Origin of the sequence: Ralstonia sp. AU12-08 (assembly GCF_000442475.1) — a bacterium.
GTDB classification, from domain to species: domain Bacteria; phylum Pseudomonadota; class Gammaproteobacteria; order Burkholderiales; family Burkholderiaceae; genus Ralstonia; species Ralstonia insidiosa.
This window is the reverse complement of the sequence record NZ_ASZV01000007.1, coordinates 123,076-140,610: the sequence shown is the minus strand read 5'-3', so window position 1 is coordinate 140,610 and position 17,535 is coordinate 123,076. Positions and strand designations below refer to the sequence as shown.

Here is a 17,535-nt window from a genome sequence, read left to right as displayed (position 1 = left end):
GGCCCCGGCACTTCTGCCGTGGTATCTTGGCCGCCGCGTCGTGATTCCGTTGCCTGATCGCGCCATCCGGTGCGCGATGCTATGTCGGTCGCCGCATTGGCGGCATGACAGACAGGCCCCTGCGATTCACGTTACGCATCCGACAGAAATCACAAGTGGCCTGAAGGCCGCATCAAAGTTGTTGGGGGCGGGATGATCATCGGCATTGATCTGGGAACGACAAACAGCCTGGCGGCCGTTTGGGAAGATGGGCGACCACGCCTGATTCCGAACAGCCTCGGGGAATTCCTCACACCCTCCTGTGTGAGCCTGGACGAAGACGGCACCATCCTGGTCGGGCGCGCGGCGCGCGAGCGGCTGCAAACACATCCAGACAAGACCGCCGCCGTGTTCAAGCGCTTCATGGGTAGCGAGCGCACCATTCGCCTTGGCAAGCGCGAGTTCCGTGCGGAAGAGCTTTCGGCATTGGTACTGCGTTCGCTCAAAGAAGACGTGGAAGCCGCGCTGGGCCAGCCGATCACCGAAGCCATCATCACTGTTCCCGCCTATTTCTCCGATGCGCAGCGCAAGGCCACGCGCGCAGCGGGTGTCATGGCAGGCCTGAAAGTCGATCGGCTGCTGAACGAACCCACTGCGGCAGCCCTGGCCTACGGCATTCATCAGCTTGGCGCCGAGACCCGCTTCCTTGTATTCGACCTGGGCGGCGGTACGTTCGACGTGTCGGTGCTCGACATGTTCGAGGGCGTCATGGAAGTCCGGGCGTCTGCCGGCGACAACTTCCTCGGTGGCGAAGACTTTGTCGCCTGCATCATCGACCGCTTCTTCGACCAAGCCAAGGCACCGGCCAAGCTCAAGACCGATGCCGCATTCATGCAACGGCTCACCGCGCAGGTCGAAGCAGCCAAACGCGCGCTGTCGGAACAGCCTGCGGCCACGATCGAGGTCGCTCACAACAGCGATACGTACACGCTGGAACTGGATGAAGCCACGTTCGAACAGATCTGCGCACCGCTACTGCAGCGGCTGCGTGCGCCGGTGGAACGCGCCCTGCGCGACGCCAACCTGCGCGGTACGGATCTGGACAAGATCGTGTTGGCGGGCGGTGCCACGCGCATGCCAGTGGTCCGGCGCATGGTCGCCCGCATGTTCGGGCGCTTTCCGGAGTGCGAAATCAATCCGGATGAGGTGGTGGCGTTGGGGGCTGCCGTACAGGCCGGCCTGAAGATGAAGGATGCCGCGCTGGATGATGTCGTCATGACAGACGTCGCGCCCTACTCGCTCGGCGTCGCCGTGGCCATGCAGCTCCCTGACGGCTCTTATACCGATGGCCACTTTGACCCGATCATCGAGCGCAATAGCCCGGTGCCGATCAGCCGGGTGAAGACCTACAGCCCGATCCGCGAACAGCAACGCGCAGTGGATCTGCACGTCTATCAAGGCGAAGCCCGTCTCGTGACCGAGAACATTCAGCTGGGCACATTGAAAGTGCCCTTACCGGACCTCCCGCGCGCCCAGTGTGCCGTCGACGTGCGCTTCACCTATGACGTCAATGGCCTGCTGCAGGTCGAAGCCACGGTGCAGAAGACGCAGGAAACCGTGAGCCTCATCATCGAAGACAACCCAGGCCTGTTGTCTGAAGAGGAGATCGCAGAGAAGCTCGCCGCGCTGTCGACGCTCAAGATCCATCCGCGTGACCAAATGGAGAACCGCACGCTGATGGCGCGCGCGGAACGGTTGTATCAGCAGTTGCGCGGTAAGGAGCGTGAATGGTTCGGCGCCCAGATCCGGCTGTTCGAAGCGTCACTGGCATCGCAGGAGCTGCACCGCATTCAGGCTGATCGACAGAAATTCGACGAACTGGTGGAGCACGTCGAGCGCCAGATCCGCGTCTTCCCGCAGCCAGAACCCCAAGCCTGATTCGTGACCGGAATGATCATGGTGCCGCGCTTTCTGCAGCAACTCGAACTCGATACCTCGGCGGACGAGCGCGCAATACGGCGCGCGTACGCCCAGAAGCTCAAGAAGATCGACCAGGAAGCCGACCCGGCGGGCTTTCAGGCTCTGCGCGCCGCTTACGATGCGGCGCTGATGTGGGCGCGACAGCCCAGCAGATCAGCGCCGGAACAAGACCTTGACGCAGAGGACGAGGACGAAGCCGACGCGGCGCCAAGCCCGGCGCCCACGGCATCCTTTGCGCCGCCGAACGTGGCGATCCCCAAGCTACGCGTGGAGGCGACCTCGCCGCCTCCAGCAGCAGCGCCCGTGCCGGTGCCGACACAGCAAGACGACGCCGCAGCGCATGCCAACACCGCGTTTGCCGGCTTCATGGATACATTCAAGGCAGCCGCGGCCAACCCGAAGACCATGCCGGACTACCACACGTGGCAGGCCGCACTCGAAAAGATCATGGCCGGCGACGCGTTAATCAGCATGACCGCGCGGGAGCTGTTCGAGTACAAGTTCGCGGCCCTGCTCACACAGGGGTGGAAGCCCGGTCATGAAGCGCTGCTCGTCGCGGCAACCAATGTGTTCCGCTGGAACGAAGACCGCCGGCACCTGCAGAGCTTCGGAAACATTGGCTTCGTGCTCGACCGTGCTTTGCAGGAGCGCGCGCTGTTCGATCGCCTGCCGCCGAAGGATCGCGCTCAGCAACGCGCGCTCATCCAGCGCTTGCGCAATCCGTCGGAGCCGAACCGTCGGGAGCTGCAGGACTCTTTCCTACTGCTGGAAAACACGGTTAGGAATTTTCCAACGTGGCTGGGCATCATCACCGACGTCAGCCAATTGCCGCGTTGGCGAGAACTGTATGCCGCGTTGCCGCCTAGCAAGCGCGGCAAGCAAGTACCCCTGGGGCAACTGCCACAGCACCCAACCTCCACCGGATCACGCAGGAGTGGCTGGTGGATGGTGCTGCTGCTTGTCATCCTGGTGAATGGTGCTCGCCTCCTCAGCAATGGCTCGGGGCCACAGCCAACCGTGTCTTCGGGGCAGAGCACCATCGCCAACAAGCTCCTGGCACCAACCGATCCGATGCCCGTGCCTCCACCAACGCAGGCATTCCGCTCAGACCCGGTCGACCCGCGCCATGGTCGGCAACCGCCGCCACCGCTCTCACAAAAAGCCGTTGCGGCGCTCGTCAAGAAAGCACCGAGCCCCGAAGTCTGCGACGAGGTCTTCCGAATCACGCAGGTCTATGACCTTGACACGCCTTACCAGAGTGCGAACCCAGGCCCGGCATTCGATCGTCAGATCGTCGCCTGCGTTGCGAAGCGGCATTGGCCGATGTCGATGATGAGTGACGTATCCGTCCAGCAAGCATTGCGCCGCGAGAAGGCACGCTTGGCCGCGAACAACAAAAAGCTCCAGGCCGACATCGACCATCTCTATCTGCGTGGTGACAAGCCGAACCAGCCTCCATCGGCTCCTGCGGTGCACCAGCAGGGTGTCTTCAAGGAGTCCACTGCGACCGGTGCATCGGCCGACGTGGAGTGACCACCGCGCACATCGTGCGGTTTTCCTGAAAGCGCGCAGCAACCCATGCATTTCATAGAACGCGTGATGCCTGACATTCTCTCCACGGCGGTACTTGCCGCAATCGTCGGCCTTGGCGCCGCAGCAGCGATGATTTACCTGATCCAGGTCTTGCCGCGCCGTGAAGAAGCGCATTGGCGCCTGGAAGTCGAGTACTACATGCACGAGTTTGAACGTGCTGCCACCATATCGCCGTACGTACTGACACTGCGCGGCAAGCTGATCATCCTGGTGGTTGCGCCCGTGGTGACAGCCGCCATCTTGATCCGGCAGGGCGTGTCCGTCGACAGCCTGCTCTTGTGCTTCTACGGCTTTGCACTCGTGATGCTTGCTATCACCGGCATCAAGCACCACTTACTGCCCAACTTCGTGGTCTTGCCGGTGCTGTGGGCCGGATTACTGCAGCACGCCTATTTCGGCAGCAGCGCGCAGGCTGTATTTGGAGCAGCGGCGGCATACGTGGTGGCAACAGCCTTTGGCGCACTGATCCAGTTGCGCAGGGGGAGAGAGCTCTCTCTGGGCGGGGCAGATGCCAAATGTCTTGCAATGGCGGGAGCCTGGTTCGGCATCAGCGCCGTCCCAACCTTGCTGATCGTGCTGGCCGGCACGCTGCTTCTCTGGGGGACCATTCGCATCTTTCTGCGCCTGCCCCCTGATAAGCCGGCTCCGATGGCACCCGCACATGTTCTGGCGTCGATTGTGGCTGCTGCCGGAATCCGGCTGCTGTAGCGGATCATCCCCGCGGCAGCACTGCACCTTCAGTTCCCGCTCGCCCCTGCTGCGTTCGTCTGATAGCGCAGCAAATGATCAGTGCCGGATTCCGACAGCCACAGCTCACCCGGTCGCCCCATCATATGACGCACGCGCGCATGCGGCCGGGGCATCGGCAACACGTCAAACGTCTCGGTGCGGGGGTCAAAGCGCACCAGTGCGTTGGCGGTCCACTCGCTGAGCCAAACGATGTCCTTGTCGTCGACAAAGATGGCATAGGCGTGTGGGTCTTCACCGGGCAATTTCCATTCGCGCCATTGACGGGTTGCCGGATCGAACACACCGACCTTTCCCGCATTCCACTCGCTGATCCAGACGCGCCCTTTTGAATCCGCCCAGACGCGGCGTGCGCCCTGTTTTGGCGTTGGCGGCTCAATGACCTGCGCGGCGCCGCTCTCACGATCGATGTGGCCCAGGTAGCTACTGGCCAGTGATGCAAAGTACAGGTTGCCGTTTGGGGTGACGCAGATGCCGTAGGCACCGGGGCCGCGCGGCGCATCGAACACGCGCATCTTTCCGCTGGCGGGGTCCAGCTCGCCGTAGATGCCGCTCTGTCCGGTAAACCACAGGTGCCCCTGCTTGTCGAAAACGGCGGTATTCAGGTTGGCGCCCGCCCGGTTCTTCGGCAGCGGAAAACGCGTGACGGCGAGCGTTTTCGGGTCAACGCGCACGATGGCATTGAGGCCGCCGTCGGTCACCCACGCGGCCAGGTCGGGGCCGACGATCACGCCATGCGGCGCTGAACCGGTGCCCAACGCAACACGATCCGCCTTGCCGCTGCGTGGGTCCAACCGGCCCACCGCGGCTTGCGCCTGTGCGGTGTACCACACGGTGCCGTCGGGGGATGGCGCAACGTCGTGCGGTGCACTGCCAATCGGCACGGCAACGCCTTCATACGATGACGATTGCGGTGACTGTGCCTGCGCCGTGCCGATGGCAAGCGCAATGGACATCAGTGCTGCCATGCCCACACTTCGACCGATCTTCAACATGTCCGCCTCCGTGCGAGGCACACCAACTGCTTCAGTGTTGCACCGATACCGTCGCGACCCCAACCCATATTCGCCCGCCTCAGCACAGCAAAAAGGCCCATGTAGATGCACCACATGGGCCGCTTGGTGTTGTCATCGCGTGAGTGGATCAATGCTCCACGTGCTCGCGCATTTCATCGCGCATTTCGCGCTCGTGATCCTTGGCGGCCTATGGACAGCGGTGATCCGCACACCGCGCACGATCGAGGCCGCAAATGGCAACGGTCACGGCCGGATGCCGTATTGGCTGCACATCAGGAATGAGGAAACGTTCGTGCGCGAAGCCGTGCGTTCAATGCGCAGTGGCGGTGGCCAACCTTCGCCCGCTGGCGCGAACAAGGCCCGAAGCTTTGAGGAAGACATACCCCTGAAGGGTCACCCGCGCGTAGCAACGGTCGGGGCCACGATGCTCCAGCGTGACGAGCTGCCGCTCGATCAGCGCCTCGACATCGGCACGATCAAGTTCATCGGGCTCGGCACCATCGTTGACGAGAAGCAGGACGGCAAATTCATGGGGACTCAGCACAGTCGACTCCATCGTGGTTGTCGGTCACGGAAGGGCCGCCGTGACGATAGGCTTGATTCACTGACACCATGAGCACTGCAAGAGCCGATGAAGATGAGCGCGCGCGTGCTGTGCCGGCCTGCAGGAGAACCAAGCATAGGCGTGCGTGAACGACCAATCAAGGCGCCCGCTCACCACGTCTGCGTGATGCGCTGCACGATCGTTCACACGTTTACGCGCCTTGCCGGGCGACATACGTTTGCCCTCAAAACGCGCGAACGGGTGACAACGATTGCGCTGGCCTTGTGTGTGTGCCCTAGTCTTTTTGCGCTAAGGCATCTGAAGGCTGATCTGCGTCTTGTTGCTGGTGCAGCAATCAACCGTCGACCGGTTGCTCAGGCATTTGCAGATTCAATTGATAGAACGCGGCATCCAGCCAGCGGCCGAATTTGAAGCCGGCTTCTTTGACGGTGCCCGCGTGCACGAACCCCAGGCGGGTGTGCAGGCCGATGCTCGCCCCATTGGCCGCATCAATGCAGCCCACCAGCACGTGCACCTGCTTTTCTTTTGCGCGGCGGATCAGTTCGCGCAGCAACCGCTCGCCAAGCTTGCGGCCACGGCATGCGTGATGCACGTACACGCTGTGCTCCACCGTGTACTTGTAGGCGGGAAACGCGCGGAACGTGCCCCAGCTCGCAAAGCCCAGCAGCTTGCCCGCGGCATCGACCGCGCCCACCACCGGAAAGCCACCCGCGCGCTTGGCAGCAAACCAGGTCTCCATGGCTTGCGGCGGGCGCGGCACGTAGTCGTACAGCGCGGTGGAGTTGACGATGGCCTCGTTCAGGATTTCAAGAATGGCTGACGCATGCTCGGCCTCGGTGCAGTCGATCAGGCGGATGTCGTCATGGGGTGCGGGGGAAGTCATGCAAGCTCCGGTGCAGCGGTTCGATGATTTCCATCATACTGGATTTCGCATCCATTAAACTGGAACTCATAACGTGGGCGACGCAACGCGCCACCCCGGTTTTCGTGCGTAGTCGCGCGTTCTATGCTGAAACAACAACGGGAGAACGCCCATGCCGCAGTCGACCTTTGCCTATGTGACCTATATCCGCACGACACCTGAGAGGCTGTGGCACGCCCTGACCGATGCTGAATCCATAAAGCAGTACTGGTTCGGCATGCGCTGTGAAAGCGAATGGACGGCGGGCGCTTCGTGGGCGCTGATATCCGGCGACGGTGTGGTCTTCGACGACGGCGAGATCATGGAGGCCGACCCACCCCGCCGTCTGGTGATCCGCTGGCAGCACCAGACCAAACCCGAACTCAAGGCCGAGGGCCCGTCGCTCTGCACGATGGAACTGGAGCCCAGCAGCACGGCAGTCAAGCTGACGATTACGCACACCATTGAGCGTGCACCTTCGAAGCTGATCGAAGCCGTGTCGGGTGGTTGGCCGAAGATCCTTTCCAACCTGAAGTCGCTGCTGGAGACGGGCGCCATTGCGCTGGAGGAGGCCTATCCGCCCAAGAGCGCCCAGCCTCAACAAGCGTGAATGACATGCGATAAAAGACGCACGCCTTCCAGGGAAAGGCGCGCCATGGCCGTCTGCCGGTTCAAGCGATCAGTCTTCGTCCGCAACGATGTTGCCCGACGCCAGAAGCCGTACAGCACGTCGATGCGCTCAACGCGGTCAACCGCGTGATGTGGGGATCGGACCCAGGAGACCTGAGCGCGTCAGCCCAGACGGGCTGTGCCGTTGGCGGTACGCACGGGCGGGCGTGGTGATTTGGCGGGTGTCACGCCGCCAAAGGCGCGTGTCATGGCCGCCCACCGCGATTCCGCACCGTGGTCGGCCACCGCAACGCGGGGCGCGCTCATCACAGCATCGGTAGCAGACATCGAGGTGGACGCAGACGCGCGCGACGGGCCGGCAGCGGTCTGGACAAACACGGCGGCGCTCTCCTGCACGGCGGCAGTGGTTTCACCCTGCGCCATGGCACTGCCTTGCAGCTCCAGCGGAATGCCCAGGCGCATAGCCGCGTACACGGCCTCGCTCTTGTTGCGCACATTGAGGCGGCGATACAGCGTGCACGCGTGCGTTTTGACGGTGGCTTCCGAAATGCCGAGCAGGCGGCCAACACCCTTGACCGAATGCCCACGCGACAGGAGCACCAGCACCTCGTACTGGCGCAGCGACACATTCAACCGCTGCGCGGCTTCCGACGCATCAAGCGCGAGCATGGTGACGGCCGTGGCGGCCGGGCGTGGCATCAATGCCGGATACGACTGCCCACCCGCCAGCACCAGCTGCAGCGTGGCCAGCAGCACTTCAGGCGGCTGTGATTTGGCGGCATAGGCATCCACCCCGCACGTCATCGCAACGTGCGCCTCTTCTGCCGACAGGCGGGCCGCGAGCAGAACCACGCGGCTGGCCTCGCTGCAAGCAATGGCTTCACGCAGTTGGGCCGTGTCGACAGGGCCATCAGCTTCGTCCAGGCCGATGACGAGCAGGTCGGCACGCGTATCAACGGCATGCACGTCGCCCGGCTCGCCAACCGGCAATACGGGGGCAACGACTTCCAGGCCCAGGGTGGGATGCTTGAGCAGTGCGCCAAGTCCGGCTCGCAGCAACGGATGATTCTCCAGCAGGACTGCTTTCATGGTTTCCTCGTTTTCTGGTGAAGCGATTCCGGTCGCGCGCATACCGAGCCTGCCGCGGCAGGCGTGCACGTGCGCGTAGTCGACCGTTGAAACCCCGGGCCCGTCCGAAAGAAGCGCCCTGCCACCGGCGAAGTGCGAGAGCGCCAGCAGTGGAGAAGCGAAGTGCGAATGCCGTGGATTGCTCCGGATCCGCTTATTTGGAAGAACGTTGTGTGCGTGAGGCGCAAAGCGCTTGCTCACGCAGCGTGACCGCACGACATTGGAGCAAGCATCGGGCCAGAACCGTGCAATGCAACATCTGCTTACACACTTGGCACAAAACCGACCGGTCGGAAGGTGGTTGAAACCTGCTGTAGCAAAGGCTCAATGGCCTGCAGCACCGTTTGCTGCACTGCCGCGCACGCACCCGATTTTGTCACCGGATGGTGACGACTTCAGGACGCGTGGCGAATGCACGCTCGTGCCGTTGGTCGATAACTGAACGTTTTTACAACCTGTTTTAAAACTTACCAGGCAAGAGAGGCCGGCGCCGCTGGGTCACGGAAACATGTGCTGCAAGCAATGCGGAGGTGACGGATGCAGCGCCGCTCAGGCGCTTACGCCGCATCACGAAGAGGGTGCGGCGGACAGGGCATGCCGCATGGTTGGCACAACCTGTCCGGCCGATACTGGGAGCAGCCCTGCACATCGGCTCTATTTCCGCCGACTGCCGGGCAGGTGCTCAATGCGCCAGGTGCGCGAGGTTCTTCAGCATGTCGGTCGTCATTTCCGCCACGCCGTACTCGGGCTTCCAGCCCCAGTCGCGCCGGGCGACCGAATCGTCAATCGAATTGGGCCAGCTTGCGGCAATCGCCTGACGGAAATCCGGCGCGTACGCCACTTCAAACGCCGGATGATGCCGGCGAATTTCCGCCGCCAGTTCTGCCGGCGTAAAGCTTACCCCCGCCAGGTTGTAACTGCCGCGTTCGGTAATGTGCTCGGCCGGTGCTTCCATGAGTTCGATCGTGGCGCGCACGGCATCGGGCATGTACATCATGGGCAGCGCTTCGTCGCTCTCCAGAAAGCACGTGTAGCGTTCGCCCTTCACGGCGGAATGGAAGATGTCGATGGCGTAATCGGTCGTACCGCCGCCCGGCGCGGTCTTGTACGAGATCAGCCCCGGATAGCGCAGGCTGCGCACGTCGATACCGTGGTGCTCGAAGTACCAGCGGCACCAGCCCTCGCCCGCCAGCTTGGAGATGCCATAGACCGTCTTGGGCTCCATGATCGTGCTCTGCGGCGTGTTGTCGGCCGGCGTGGTGGGCCCAAATGCCGCAATCGAACTCGGCCAGAAGATGCGCTCGATATTGTGCTGGCGCGCGGCCTCCAGCACGTTCAGCAGGCCGTTCATGTTGAGCTGCCAGCCCCACGTGGGCGATTGCTCCGCCGCTGCCGAGAGCGCTGCCGCCAGGTGATAGATCTGCGTGATGCCGTGGCGCTCGATGATCTCGCGCAACTGCCCGCGATCGGTCACGTCGAGCATTTCATGGCGGATCTGCGGATGGCGGCCCTTGGGCACCATGTCGCTCGTCACCACGTTGCCGGTGCCGTAACGCTCGGCCAGCGCCGCCGCCAGCTCCGTCCCCAATTGCCCGTTGGCGCCGATGATGAGAATGCGCGGCGCGGTGCCAGTGCTAGTACTGCTGCTCATCAGATGATCCCCAGTTCCTTGCCGGCGGTTTCGAACGCCTTGAGTGCCGCATCGAGCTGCTCACGCTCGTGCACTGCGCTGATCTGCACGCGGATACGCGCCTGCCCCTTGGGCACCACCGGGTAGAAGAAGCCGATCACATACACACCCAGCTCCAGCAGGCGTTTGGACAGCGCCTGCGCCTTGGGCGCGTCGTACACCATGATCGGCACGATGGGGTGGTCGCCCGGCTTGATGTCAAAACCAAGTTCAACGATCTTGCGGCGGAAGTACAGTGCGCTGTCTTCCAGCTTGTCGCGCAGGGATGTATCGGCTTCCAGCAAGTCGAGCACCTTAATGCTGGCGCCAACAATGGCCGGTGCCACGGTGTTCGAGAACAGATACGGCCGCGAGCGCTGGCGCAGCAGCGCCACCACTTCCTTGCGCGCGCTGGTGAAACCGCCCGATGCGCCGCCCAGGCCCTTGCCCAGCGTGCCGGTAATGATGTCGATCTTGCCGAACACGCCGCGGTGCTCGTGCGAGCCGCGCCCGCGCTTGCCCAGGAAGCCCGTGGCGTGGCACTCATCAATGCCCAGCAGCGCGCCAAACTCATCGCAAATGGCGCGAATTTCATCGAGGCGCGCGATGGTGCCGTCCATCGAGAACACGCCATCGGTAAAGACCAGCTTGAAGCGCGCGCCGGCTGCATCCGCGGCTTTCAGTTGCGCGCGCAGGTCATCCAGATCGTTGTGCTTGTAGCGATAGCGCTGTGCCTTGCACAGGCGGATGCCATCGATGATGGACGCGTGGTTCAGCTCATCGCTGATGACGGCGTCTTCCGCGCCAAGCAGCGTCTCAAACAACCCGCCATTGGCATCGAACGCCGAGCCGTAGAGGATGGTGTCTTCCGTGCCGAGAAACTTGGCCAGCCGCGCTTCCAGCGTCTTGTGCAGATCCTGCGTGCCACAGATGAAGCGCACGGAGCTGAGGCCAAAGCCGTGCGAGTCCAGCGCTTCATGCGCGGCCTTCAGCACCTCGGGGTGCGACGACAGACCCAGGTAGTTGTTGGCACAGAGGTTGATGACCTCCTTGCCGTCAGCCGTATGGATCACGCTGCCCTGCGGCGAGGTGATGATGCGCTCGGTCTTGTACAGACCGGCCTCTTCAATGGCTTCCAACTCGTGGCGGATGTTGGCGTAGAAAGCTTCGATCGAAGCCCCCGTCGAAGCGTTGTTGGAAGCATTCGCTGCCGTTGTCCCCATGGTGCTCCTCCTGTAGACTGCGTTGATCGATAAATCGAACAAGTTCGATATATCGAATAATTTGTTCAATTTACAAGATACCAACCGATGGCACAAGCCCCTGCCACCCGTCCGTTCGATGAAGGGCTTGCCGAAGGCCCGCCCGCCGTTGGCGCCAAGCTGCAAGTGCTGCGTCAGGCACGCAAGCTATCGCTGGACGAACTCTCGCGCCGCGCCGGCGTGTCCAAATCGATGCTCTCGCAGGTCGAGCGCAACCTCGCCAACCCAACCGTGGCCGTGCTGTGGCGCTTGGCAACCGCGCTGGGTGTGGGGCTGGCAGATTTCCTCTCGCCCGAAGGTGCAGCGGATGCAGCGCCGTCCGTCACGGTCATCCCGGCTCACTCCATCCCAGTCATCAAAAGCCCGGATGGCAAGTGCGAATTGAAGATTCTTGGGCCGGTGGACCTGGCGGCGCGTTTTGAGTGGTATGAGCTGTCGATCCAGCCAGGCGGTGTGCTGGCGTCAGAACCGCATGAGGTGGGGACGAAGGAGCACCTGTCGGTGCTCAGCGGCACGCTGACGGTGCAATCCGGGTCGAGCGAGAAAAAGGTACGGCACGGAGAATCTGCGCGCTACCCGGCGGACGTGCAGCACGCGATTTCGAATGCGGGGAAGACGGTGGCGACGGCGTTGCTGGTGGTGGAGTGTGCGCAGTAGTGAACGCAAACAACGGACACGCAACTGCTACAGACTGAAGACGATTACAACGAGGCGCTCGCCATCGTGTCGAAACTCGTCGATGCTGCCGCTAAGCCAGGCACGACAGATGGAAATCGCCTCGGAATCATGACCGGGCCGATCGAACTGTTGAGATTCACTCAACGCTGAATCTCGCATCAGCGAGCGCCGTGCTTTCCAAAGACCGCGCTCAATTAAGTCTGAATCGCTGGTTCACTTAACGTTGAACTATCCGAGTTTTGGTTCTCTTAACTCTGAACTTTCCGGCTACGTTTCCAACGTCAGAAATAGCACGGGCCGGCCGTGATCGACCCGTTGGGGAAGTTCGGTTACTCCGGAAGCGGACATCAGCGCAACTCACAGAGCGGAACGACAGAATGTTGACAATCCACGCGACTCAATCTGCTTCGATTTAGTTGGCAGTCGCATATTGGCAACAAATTCCAACCATGCGGATAGCAAGTAGCCTATCGAGGCTGGTAGTGTCTGTGATCATGCGAACACATCGACTAATCCGCCAGCTGCTTTGCGGGATGGCTATCGGCGTCTTACTGACTAAACAGGCACACGCGGGTATTTTGCTGCCAGAGGATCTCGCTGCAGCCCAGAAGGAGTTCCGCTCCTCAGTTGGCATCGACGCTGATAAATATACGGTCAATAGCAAGCTTACGGGGTGCGCACTTCGAACTTGCGAGAATATGGCGCCCAGGCACGCGGTTTTTGAGCGAGTGCTAAGCGCCGAGACTGCGGACGTTCTTCGTGTGGCGCGTTACCAATGTGATGCTGACAATCGCTTGTCCCTCCAGTGGAAGTGCGACGGGCCTTACGCTTCAGGACTAATCGCGGGGCGGGGGGATAATTGGTTTAGCCTTTCGCATTCTGTTCTGCTGCGGTCTTCTTGACTATATTGACGACAATACGATTGTGGGTATCGTGGAGTACGCCAATGGAGATTGCTTTCGTGAGCAAGCCCACATTAGCACCACCGATAATAGACGCTGGAGAATATCAGCGATCCTCAGCATTGAGGGATATTATGTTCTCTCGCTTTTCGACGATATTTTCGAAGTTAAGCAGTTCTACTTGCGGCCATTAGAAAATTCTACTCACACGTGTCACTTCCAAATATTGAAGACCGGCGGAGCTGTTTTCTGATGGATTCGGCTTACTGGACACTGACTGCTTATGGCCGAAAGCGGTCGCCTAGCAGCAGGCGTCGCATCGGGCAAAATTAACTTCGAGAAGCTCAAATTGGATATTCGAACATCCCGATGTAGACCAGTTCGAACCCTTCTCCATGCACTGACCTTGGTGATTTTATCTGTTCGCAATTTATGAAAATCAGCGCGTTCGCATCTCCCAAATTGGCCGCGCGCGCCGCTTCACATAGCGCCCCCGACCATTTGTCCGAGTACGAGTGGGGAGCAAAGAATTCCTCCAGCGAAGTGCCCGGCTCCCGCAGCCCAGTTTCCATGAAATCGTGGTCACAAAAGAACTCACCCTGAGAGCCGTAAAATTCGGAAATTGGTTGTTCTTCATCCTCGCCGTAGTGTTCTGCGAGAAATTTTGTATATCGTGAGGAATCAACTACCCGGCCAAGATAAAAATGAGAGATTTCTGTTCTATGCATGATTAGTTGGTTCCTCGCGATAGCTGAATGTTATGTTCTTTGACCTATTGGGTGCCCGCTTCCTGGCCGAACTGAGCCTAATATCCTCCCCGTTCTGCCGATCGCGCCCCGGTTCCGACCTCTGCCTCGCTTTCTGCCGGTTGCCCGGCCGTCCCCGTTTGGCACTTCCGTGTTCCTTACCCACGACCGTACCGAGGGGCGTGTGCCGCGGGGAGTTCAGAGTTAAACGAACAAAGTTCAAAGTTAAGTGAATCTGAACACGAGCGGTACGAAGCGCAGCATTTTCCGTTTGAACCCTAGGCCGCCCGCCACACCCTCGGCAGCAATACTCCAAGCATCAACCCGCGCAGCGCCATAAAACCCAGCATCGACACCCACAGCCCGTGGTTACCCCACAGTGGCTGCAACGTGACCGACAGCCCCCAGAACGCAGCGGCGGCCACGGCCATCGTCACCAGCAGTTCACGCGTGCGCGTGGCGCCGATGAACACGCCGTCAAACTGGAAGCCCCACACCGACACGATCGGCAGCAGCGCCGCCCACACCAGATAGTGGCGCGCGGCTTCGCGCACGGCCGGCTGATCGGTCAGCACACCGATGATGGCCGAGCCCGCCAGCGCATACACCGCCGCAAATAGCCCCGCCCCCAGCACGGACCAGAACGTCGATACGCGGATTGCCATGCGCAGTGCATGGCGGTCACGCCCGCCCAGTGCGGCGCCCACCAGTGCCTCGGCGGCATGCGCAAAGCCATCCAACCCGTAGGCCATGAAGGTCAGGAAGTTGAGCAGCAGCGCATTGGCAGCCAACACCACGTCGCCCTGCTTGGCGCCCCCGTGGGCAAACCAGCCAAAGGCGCCCAACAGGCACAGCGTGCGCAGAAAGATGTCGGTGTTCAAACCCATCAGCCGGCGCCAGGCATCGCGCGCGAGCAGTTCAGCGCGCGTGAGCGGGGGCAAACCCAGCGGCCGCTGCAACCACAGCAGCAACATGCCCAGCGCAAAACCGGCGATGTCCGCCAGCGCTGTCGCCGCACCGATGCCACCGACACCCATGCCCGCCCCCAGCACCAGGCCCAGCACCGCCGCCATATTGACCGCGTTGATGAGCACCTGCAGCAGCAACGCGCGCCGCACCTGCTGGCGCCCGAGCAAGGTACCAAGCACCACATAGTTGGCCAGCGCAAACGGCGCTGACCAGATACGCGCATGGCAATACACCTCGGCCATGCGGGTGACGGTGTCACTTGCCCCCAGCAGCGTCAGCGTGATGCGGATGGCCGGCCCCTGCAGCACCAGCAACAACGCACCAATGGTCAGTGCCAGCAGCAAGGCACGCACTACGCTCGCCCGCAGTGCACGTGCATCGCCCGCACCATGCGCCTGCGACACCAGCCCCGTGGTGCCCATGCGCAGGAAGCCGAAGCCCCAGAACACAAAGTTGAAGAACACCCCGCCCAGCGCCACCCCGCCGATGTATTCCGGCCCCGGCAAGTGCCCCGCCACGGCCGTATCCACCGCCGACAGGATCGGCTGCGTCAGGTTGGCCAGCACGATGGGAAACGCCAGCGTCAGCACGCGCCGATGCCACTGCACAGGCGCAGCAGGTGCAACCGATGTGACGGATGAGGACTCCATGGGGGTAAAAAATGGGGAGGGACAGTGAAAATCGGATGAAAAAGAGGTGCAACCGCCGGCGATTTCGCTATGATTGCGCCCCATTGCGAGTTCCGGCAATCTTGCGACAAGTGCGGCACCCTGCACAACGTCGCCGATGACTATACGCGAATCCCCCCGGAAGGCAGGCACCGTGCCCCCGCCTTTCAACGCGACCGGACAGGTACGGTTGGTGCTACGCGTCAATCCGTGCACGCATGTCCCAGGCTGGTGAAACCCATCACATGGGACGGTGGGCGATGCCAAAACAGCGTCGCCTCGGTAGAACTAAGCGGACTGTTAAGCAAGCCGCGATGCCCTGTCGAGCGTCCGAACTCGCCGGGGTGGAGACTCCCTTGGAAAAAAACGTACAACGCAACCTTGGCGCCTGGCCCCTGATGTTGACCGGCTTGGGCTCGATCATCGGTTCGGGCTGGCTGTTCGGTGCAGGTCACGCCGCACAGGTGGCAGGCCCTGCCGCCATCTTCACCTGGGTCATCGGCGCAATCGTTATTCTGGCCATCGCCCTGACGTATGCCGAACTGGGCGCGATGTTCCCCGAGTCCGGCGGCATGGTGCGCTATGCGCGCTACTCGCACGGCTCGCTGGTGGGCTTTGTGGCGGCCTGGGCCAACTGGATCGCCATCGTCACCGTCATCCCCATTGAGGCCGAGGCCTCCATCCAGTACATGAGCTCGTGGCCGTGGCCGTGGGCGCAGGGGCTGTTCCAACATGGCGAGCTGACGCCGGTGGGGCTGGTGCTCTCTGCCGTGCTGGTGATCGTGTACTTCCTGCTGAACTACTGGGGCGTGAAGGTGTTTGCCAAGGCCAACAACGCCATCACCATCTTCAAGTTCATCATTCCGGCGGCGACGGCTGTGGCGCTCATTGGCGCAGGTTTCCACCCGAGCAACTTCGGCATGACCGAAGGCGCGAGTGGCGCGGCACAGGGTTTCGCCCCCTATGGCTGGTCCGCCGTGCTGACCGCCATTGCCACCAGCGGCATCGTGTTCGCCTTCAACGGTTTCCAGAGCCCGATCAACCTGGCGGGCGAGGCACGCAACCCGGGCCGCAACGTGCCCATTGCGGTGATCGGCTCAATCCTGCTGGCGGCCGTGATCTACGTGGCGCTTCAGATCGCCTTCCTGGGCGCGGTACCGCCGGAGTCGCTGGTGGGCGGCTGGCACGGCATTGATTTCCACTCACCGTTTGCCCAACTGGCGATTGCGCTCAACCTGAACTGGCTGGCCATCGTTCTGTACATCGATGCGTTCGTCAGCCCGTCGGGCACCGGCAGCACGTACATGGCCACCACCACGCGCATGATCTATGCGATGGAGCGCAACAACACCATGCCGGCCATCTTCGGCCGCGTGCACCCGGTGTTTGGCGTGTCGCGTCCGGCCATGTGGTTCAACCTGGGCGTGTCGTTCATCTTCCTGTTCTTCTTCCGCGGCTGGGGTGCGCTGGCAGCCGTCATTTCGGTGGCGACCGTCATCTCGTACCTGACGGGCCCGATCAGCGTGATGTCGCTGCGCAAGACCTCCCCGGGTCTGCACCGCCCGCTGCGCCTGGCAGGCCTGTCGCTGATCGCACCGTTTGCCTTCGTGTGCGCATCGCTGATCCTGTATTGGGCCAAGTGGCCGCTCACCGGCGAGATCATCGTGCTGATGTTGGTGGCCCTGCCCGTGTATTTCTACTACCAGGCCAAGGCCGGCTGGCCCGACTTCAAGACGGAACTCAAGGGCGCCTGGTGGATGATCGCCTACCTGCCCACCATCGCCGCGCTGTCGTACTGCGGCAGCAAGGAGTTTGGCGGCCATGGCTACATCCCGTACGGCTGGGACATGGGCATCGTGGCGGCGATCTCTCTGTTCTTCTACCACTGGGGTGTGCGCAGCGGCTGGCACACCCGTTATCTGGATGAAGTCGAGCACGTGCATGAAGACGCGCCGGCGCAAAGCGGCAAGCGCGCACCGCGCGGCGTACCGCAAGGCGTCTGATACCAGCATCGCCACCCTCAGAAAAAACGCCCGTCCGGTTCGCCGGCGGGCGTTTTTTATTTCACGATGGCTTCATTCAGCACCGTTGTTCGCTGGACA

At 61.9% G+C, this 17,535-nt stretch carries 14 protein-coding genes; 7 read left to right on the top strand and 7 right to left on the bottom strand.

What is annotated here, in order from left to right:
- Window positions 1-192: 192 nt before the first annotated feature.
- The 3 genes from C404_RS35000 to C404_RS34990 are packed head-to-tail and all read left to right on the top strand — an operon-like array spanning window position 193 to window position 4,260.
- Window positions 193-1,917, top strand: coding sequence for an Hsp70 family protein (locus tag C404_RS35000; RefSeq protein WP_021193381.1), 1,725 nt, complete (start codon window positions 193-195; stop codon window positions 1,915-1,917).
- An 18-nt stretch (window positions 1,918-1,935) separates the two neighbouring features.
- Window positions 1,936-3,492 (top strand): hypothetical protein, encoded by a 1,557-nt coding sequence (locus tag C404_RS34995; protein ID WP_160170166.1) that lies wholly within the window; start codon window positions 1,936-1,938, stop codon window positions 3,490-3,492.
- Window positions 3,493-3,537: 45 nt separating this feature from the next.
- On the top strand, window positions 3,538-4,260 hold the full coding sequence (locus C404_RS34990) for a prepilin peptidase (protein WP_021193379.1): 723 nt from the start codon (window positions 3,538-3,540) through the stop codon (window positions 4,258-4,260).
- Between the two features lie 29 nt (window positions 4,261-4,289).
- On the opposite strand, the gene C404_RS34985 is transcribed toward C404_RS34990, so the two are convergent.
- Window positions 4,290-5,294, bottom strand: a complete 1,005-nt coding sequence (locus C404_RS34985) for a Vgb family protein (protein WP_021193378.1) — start codon at window positions 5,292-5,294, stop codon at window positions 4,290-4,292.
- Window positions 5,295-5,445: 151 nt separating this feature from the next.
- Here C404_RS34985 and C404_RS60945 point away from each other — a divergent pair, with 151 nt between their 5' ends.
- Window positions 5,446-5,931, top strand: coding sequence for a hypothetical protein (locus C404_RS60945; RefSeq protein ID WP_021193377.1), 486 nt, complete (start codon window positions 5,446-5,448; stop codon window positions 5,929-5,931).
- Window positions 5,932-6,214: 283 nt separating this feature from the next.
- Here C404_RS60945 and C404_RS34975 read toward each other — a convergent pair whose 3' ends face one another.
- Entirely contained in the window at window positions 6,215-6,763 is a 549-nt protein-coding gene (locus C404_RS34975) for a GNAT family N-acetyltransferase (RefSeq protein ID WP_021193376.1), read from the bottom strand.
- A gap of 151 nt (window positions 6,764-6,914) precedes the next feature.
- Between C404_RS34975 and C404_RS34970 the strand changes: the two genes are divergently transcribed.
- A complete protein-coding gene (locus C404_RS34970; RefSeq protein WP_021193375.1) occupies window positions 6,915-7,391 on the top strand; it encodes an SRPBCC family protein in 477 nt (158 codons plus the stop codon).
- Window positions 7,392-7,573: 182 nt separating this feature from the next.
- Here the strand turns inward: C404_RS34970 and C404_RS34965 are convergent, their stop codons facing one another.
- The 3 genes from C404_RS34965 to kbl form a co-directional block, all read right to left on the bottom strand.
- Window positions 7,574-8,500: a response regulator transcription factor gene (locus tag C404_RS34965; RefSeq protein WP_021193374.1), complete on the bottom strand. Its 927-nt coding sequence runs from the start codon at window positions 8,498-8,500 to the stop codon at window positions 7,574-7,576.
- 721 nt (window positions 8,501-9,221) lie between these two features.
- Window positions 9,222-10,190, bottom strand: coding sequence for an NAD-dependent epimerase/dehydratase family protein (locus C404_RS34960; protein ID WP_021193373.1), 969 nt, complete (start codon window positions 10,188-10,190; stop codon window positions 9,222-9,224).
- On the bottom strand, window positions 10,190-11,431 hold the full coding sequence (gene kbl / locus C404_RS34955; RefSeq protein WP_021193372.1) for a glycine C-acetyltransferase: 1,242 nt from the start codon (window positions 11,429-11,431) through the stop codon (window positions 10,190-10,192). The genes C404_RS34960 and kbl overlap by 1 nt, the downstream gene beginning before the upstream one ends.
- An 87-nt stretch (window positions 11,432-11,518) precedes the next feature.
- Here kbl and C404_RS34950 point away from each other — a divergent pair, with 87 nt between their 5' ends.
- Entirely contained in the window at window positions 11,519-12,127 is a 609-nt protein-coding gene (locus tag C404_RS34950) for a helix-turn-helix domain-containing protein (protein ID WP_021193371.1), read from the top strand.
- A gap of 1,267 nt (window positions 12,128-13,394) precedes the next feature.
- On the opposite strand, the gene C404_RS59085 is transcribed toward C404_RS34950, so the two are convergent.
- Window positions 13,395-13,778, bottom strand: coding sequence for an immunity 22 family protein (locus C404_RS59085; RefSeq protein ID WP_049286242.1), 384 nt, complete (start codon window positions 13,776-13,778; stop codon window positions 13,395-13,397).
- 296 nt (window positions 13,779-14,074) lie between these two features.
- Entirely contained in the window at window positions 14,075-15,415 is a 1,341-nt protein-coding gene (locus C404_RS34945) for an MATE family efflux transporter (RefSeq protein WP_021193370.1), read from the bottom strand.
- Window positions 15,416-15,789: 374 nt separating this feature from the next.
- Between C404_RS34945 and C404_RS34940 the strand changes: the two genes are divergently transcribed.
- Entirely contained in the window at window positions 15,790-17,436 is a 1,647-nt protein-coding gene (locus C404_RS34940) for an APC family permease (protein WP_021193369.1), read from the top strand.
- Window positions 17,437-17,535 lie beyond the last annotated feature (99 nt).

Coding starts and splice junctions, on each gene's coding strand:
- C404_RS35000 (WP_021193381.1), top strand. CDS start 193: ATGATCATCGGCATTGATCTGGGAACGACAAACAGCCTGGCGGCCGTT.
- C404_RS34995 (WP_160170166.1), top strand. CDS start 1,936: ATGGTGCCGCGCTTTCTGCAGCAACTCGAACTCGATACCTCGGCGGAC.
- C404_RS34990 (WP_021193379.1), top strand. CDS start 3,538: ATGCATTTCATAGAACGCGTGATGCCTGACATTCTCTCCACGGCGGTA.
- C404_RS34985 (WP_021193378.1), bottom strand. CDS start 5,294: ATGTTGAAGATCGGTCGAAGTGTGGGCATGGCAGCACTGATGTCCATT.
- C404_RS60945 (WP_021193377.1), top strand. CDS start 5,446: ATGCTCCACGTGCTCGCGCATTTCATCGCGCATTTCGCGCTCGTGATC.
- C404_RS34975 (WP_021193376.1), bottom strand. CDS start 6,763: ATGACTTCCCCCGCACCCCATGACGACATCCGCCTGATCGACTGCACC.
- C404_RS34970 (WP_021193375.1), top strand. CDS start 6,915: ATGCCGCAGTCGACCTTTGCCTATGTGACCTATATCCGCACGACACCT.
- C404_RS34965 (WP_021193374.1), bottom strand. CDS start 8,500: ATGAAAGCAGTCCTGCTGGAGAATCATCCGTTGCTGCGAGCCGGACTT.
- C404_RS34960 (WP_021193373.1), bottom strand. CDS start 10,190: ATGAGCAGCAGTACTAGCACTGGCACCGCGCCGCGCATTCTCATCATC.
- kbl (WP_021193372.1), bottom strand. CDS start 11,431: ATGGGGACAACGGCAGCGAATGCTTCCAACAACGCTTCGACGGGGGCT.
- C404_RS34950 (WP_021193371.1), top strand. CDS start 11,519: ATGGCACAAGCCCCTGCCACCCGTCCGTTCGATGAAGGGCTTGCCGAA.
- C404_RS59085 (WP_049286242.1), bottom strand. CDS start 13,778: ATGCATAGAACAGAAATCTCTCATTTTTATCTTGGCCGGGTAGTTGAT.
- C404_RS34945 (WP_021193370.1), bottom strand. CDS start 15,415: ATGGAGTCCTCATCCGTCACATCGGTTGCACCTGCTGCGCCTGTGCAG.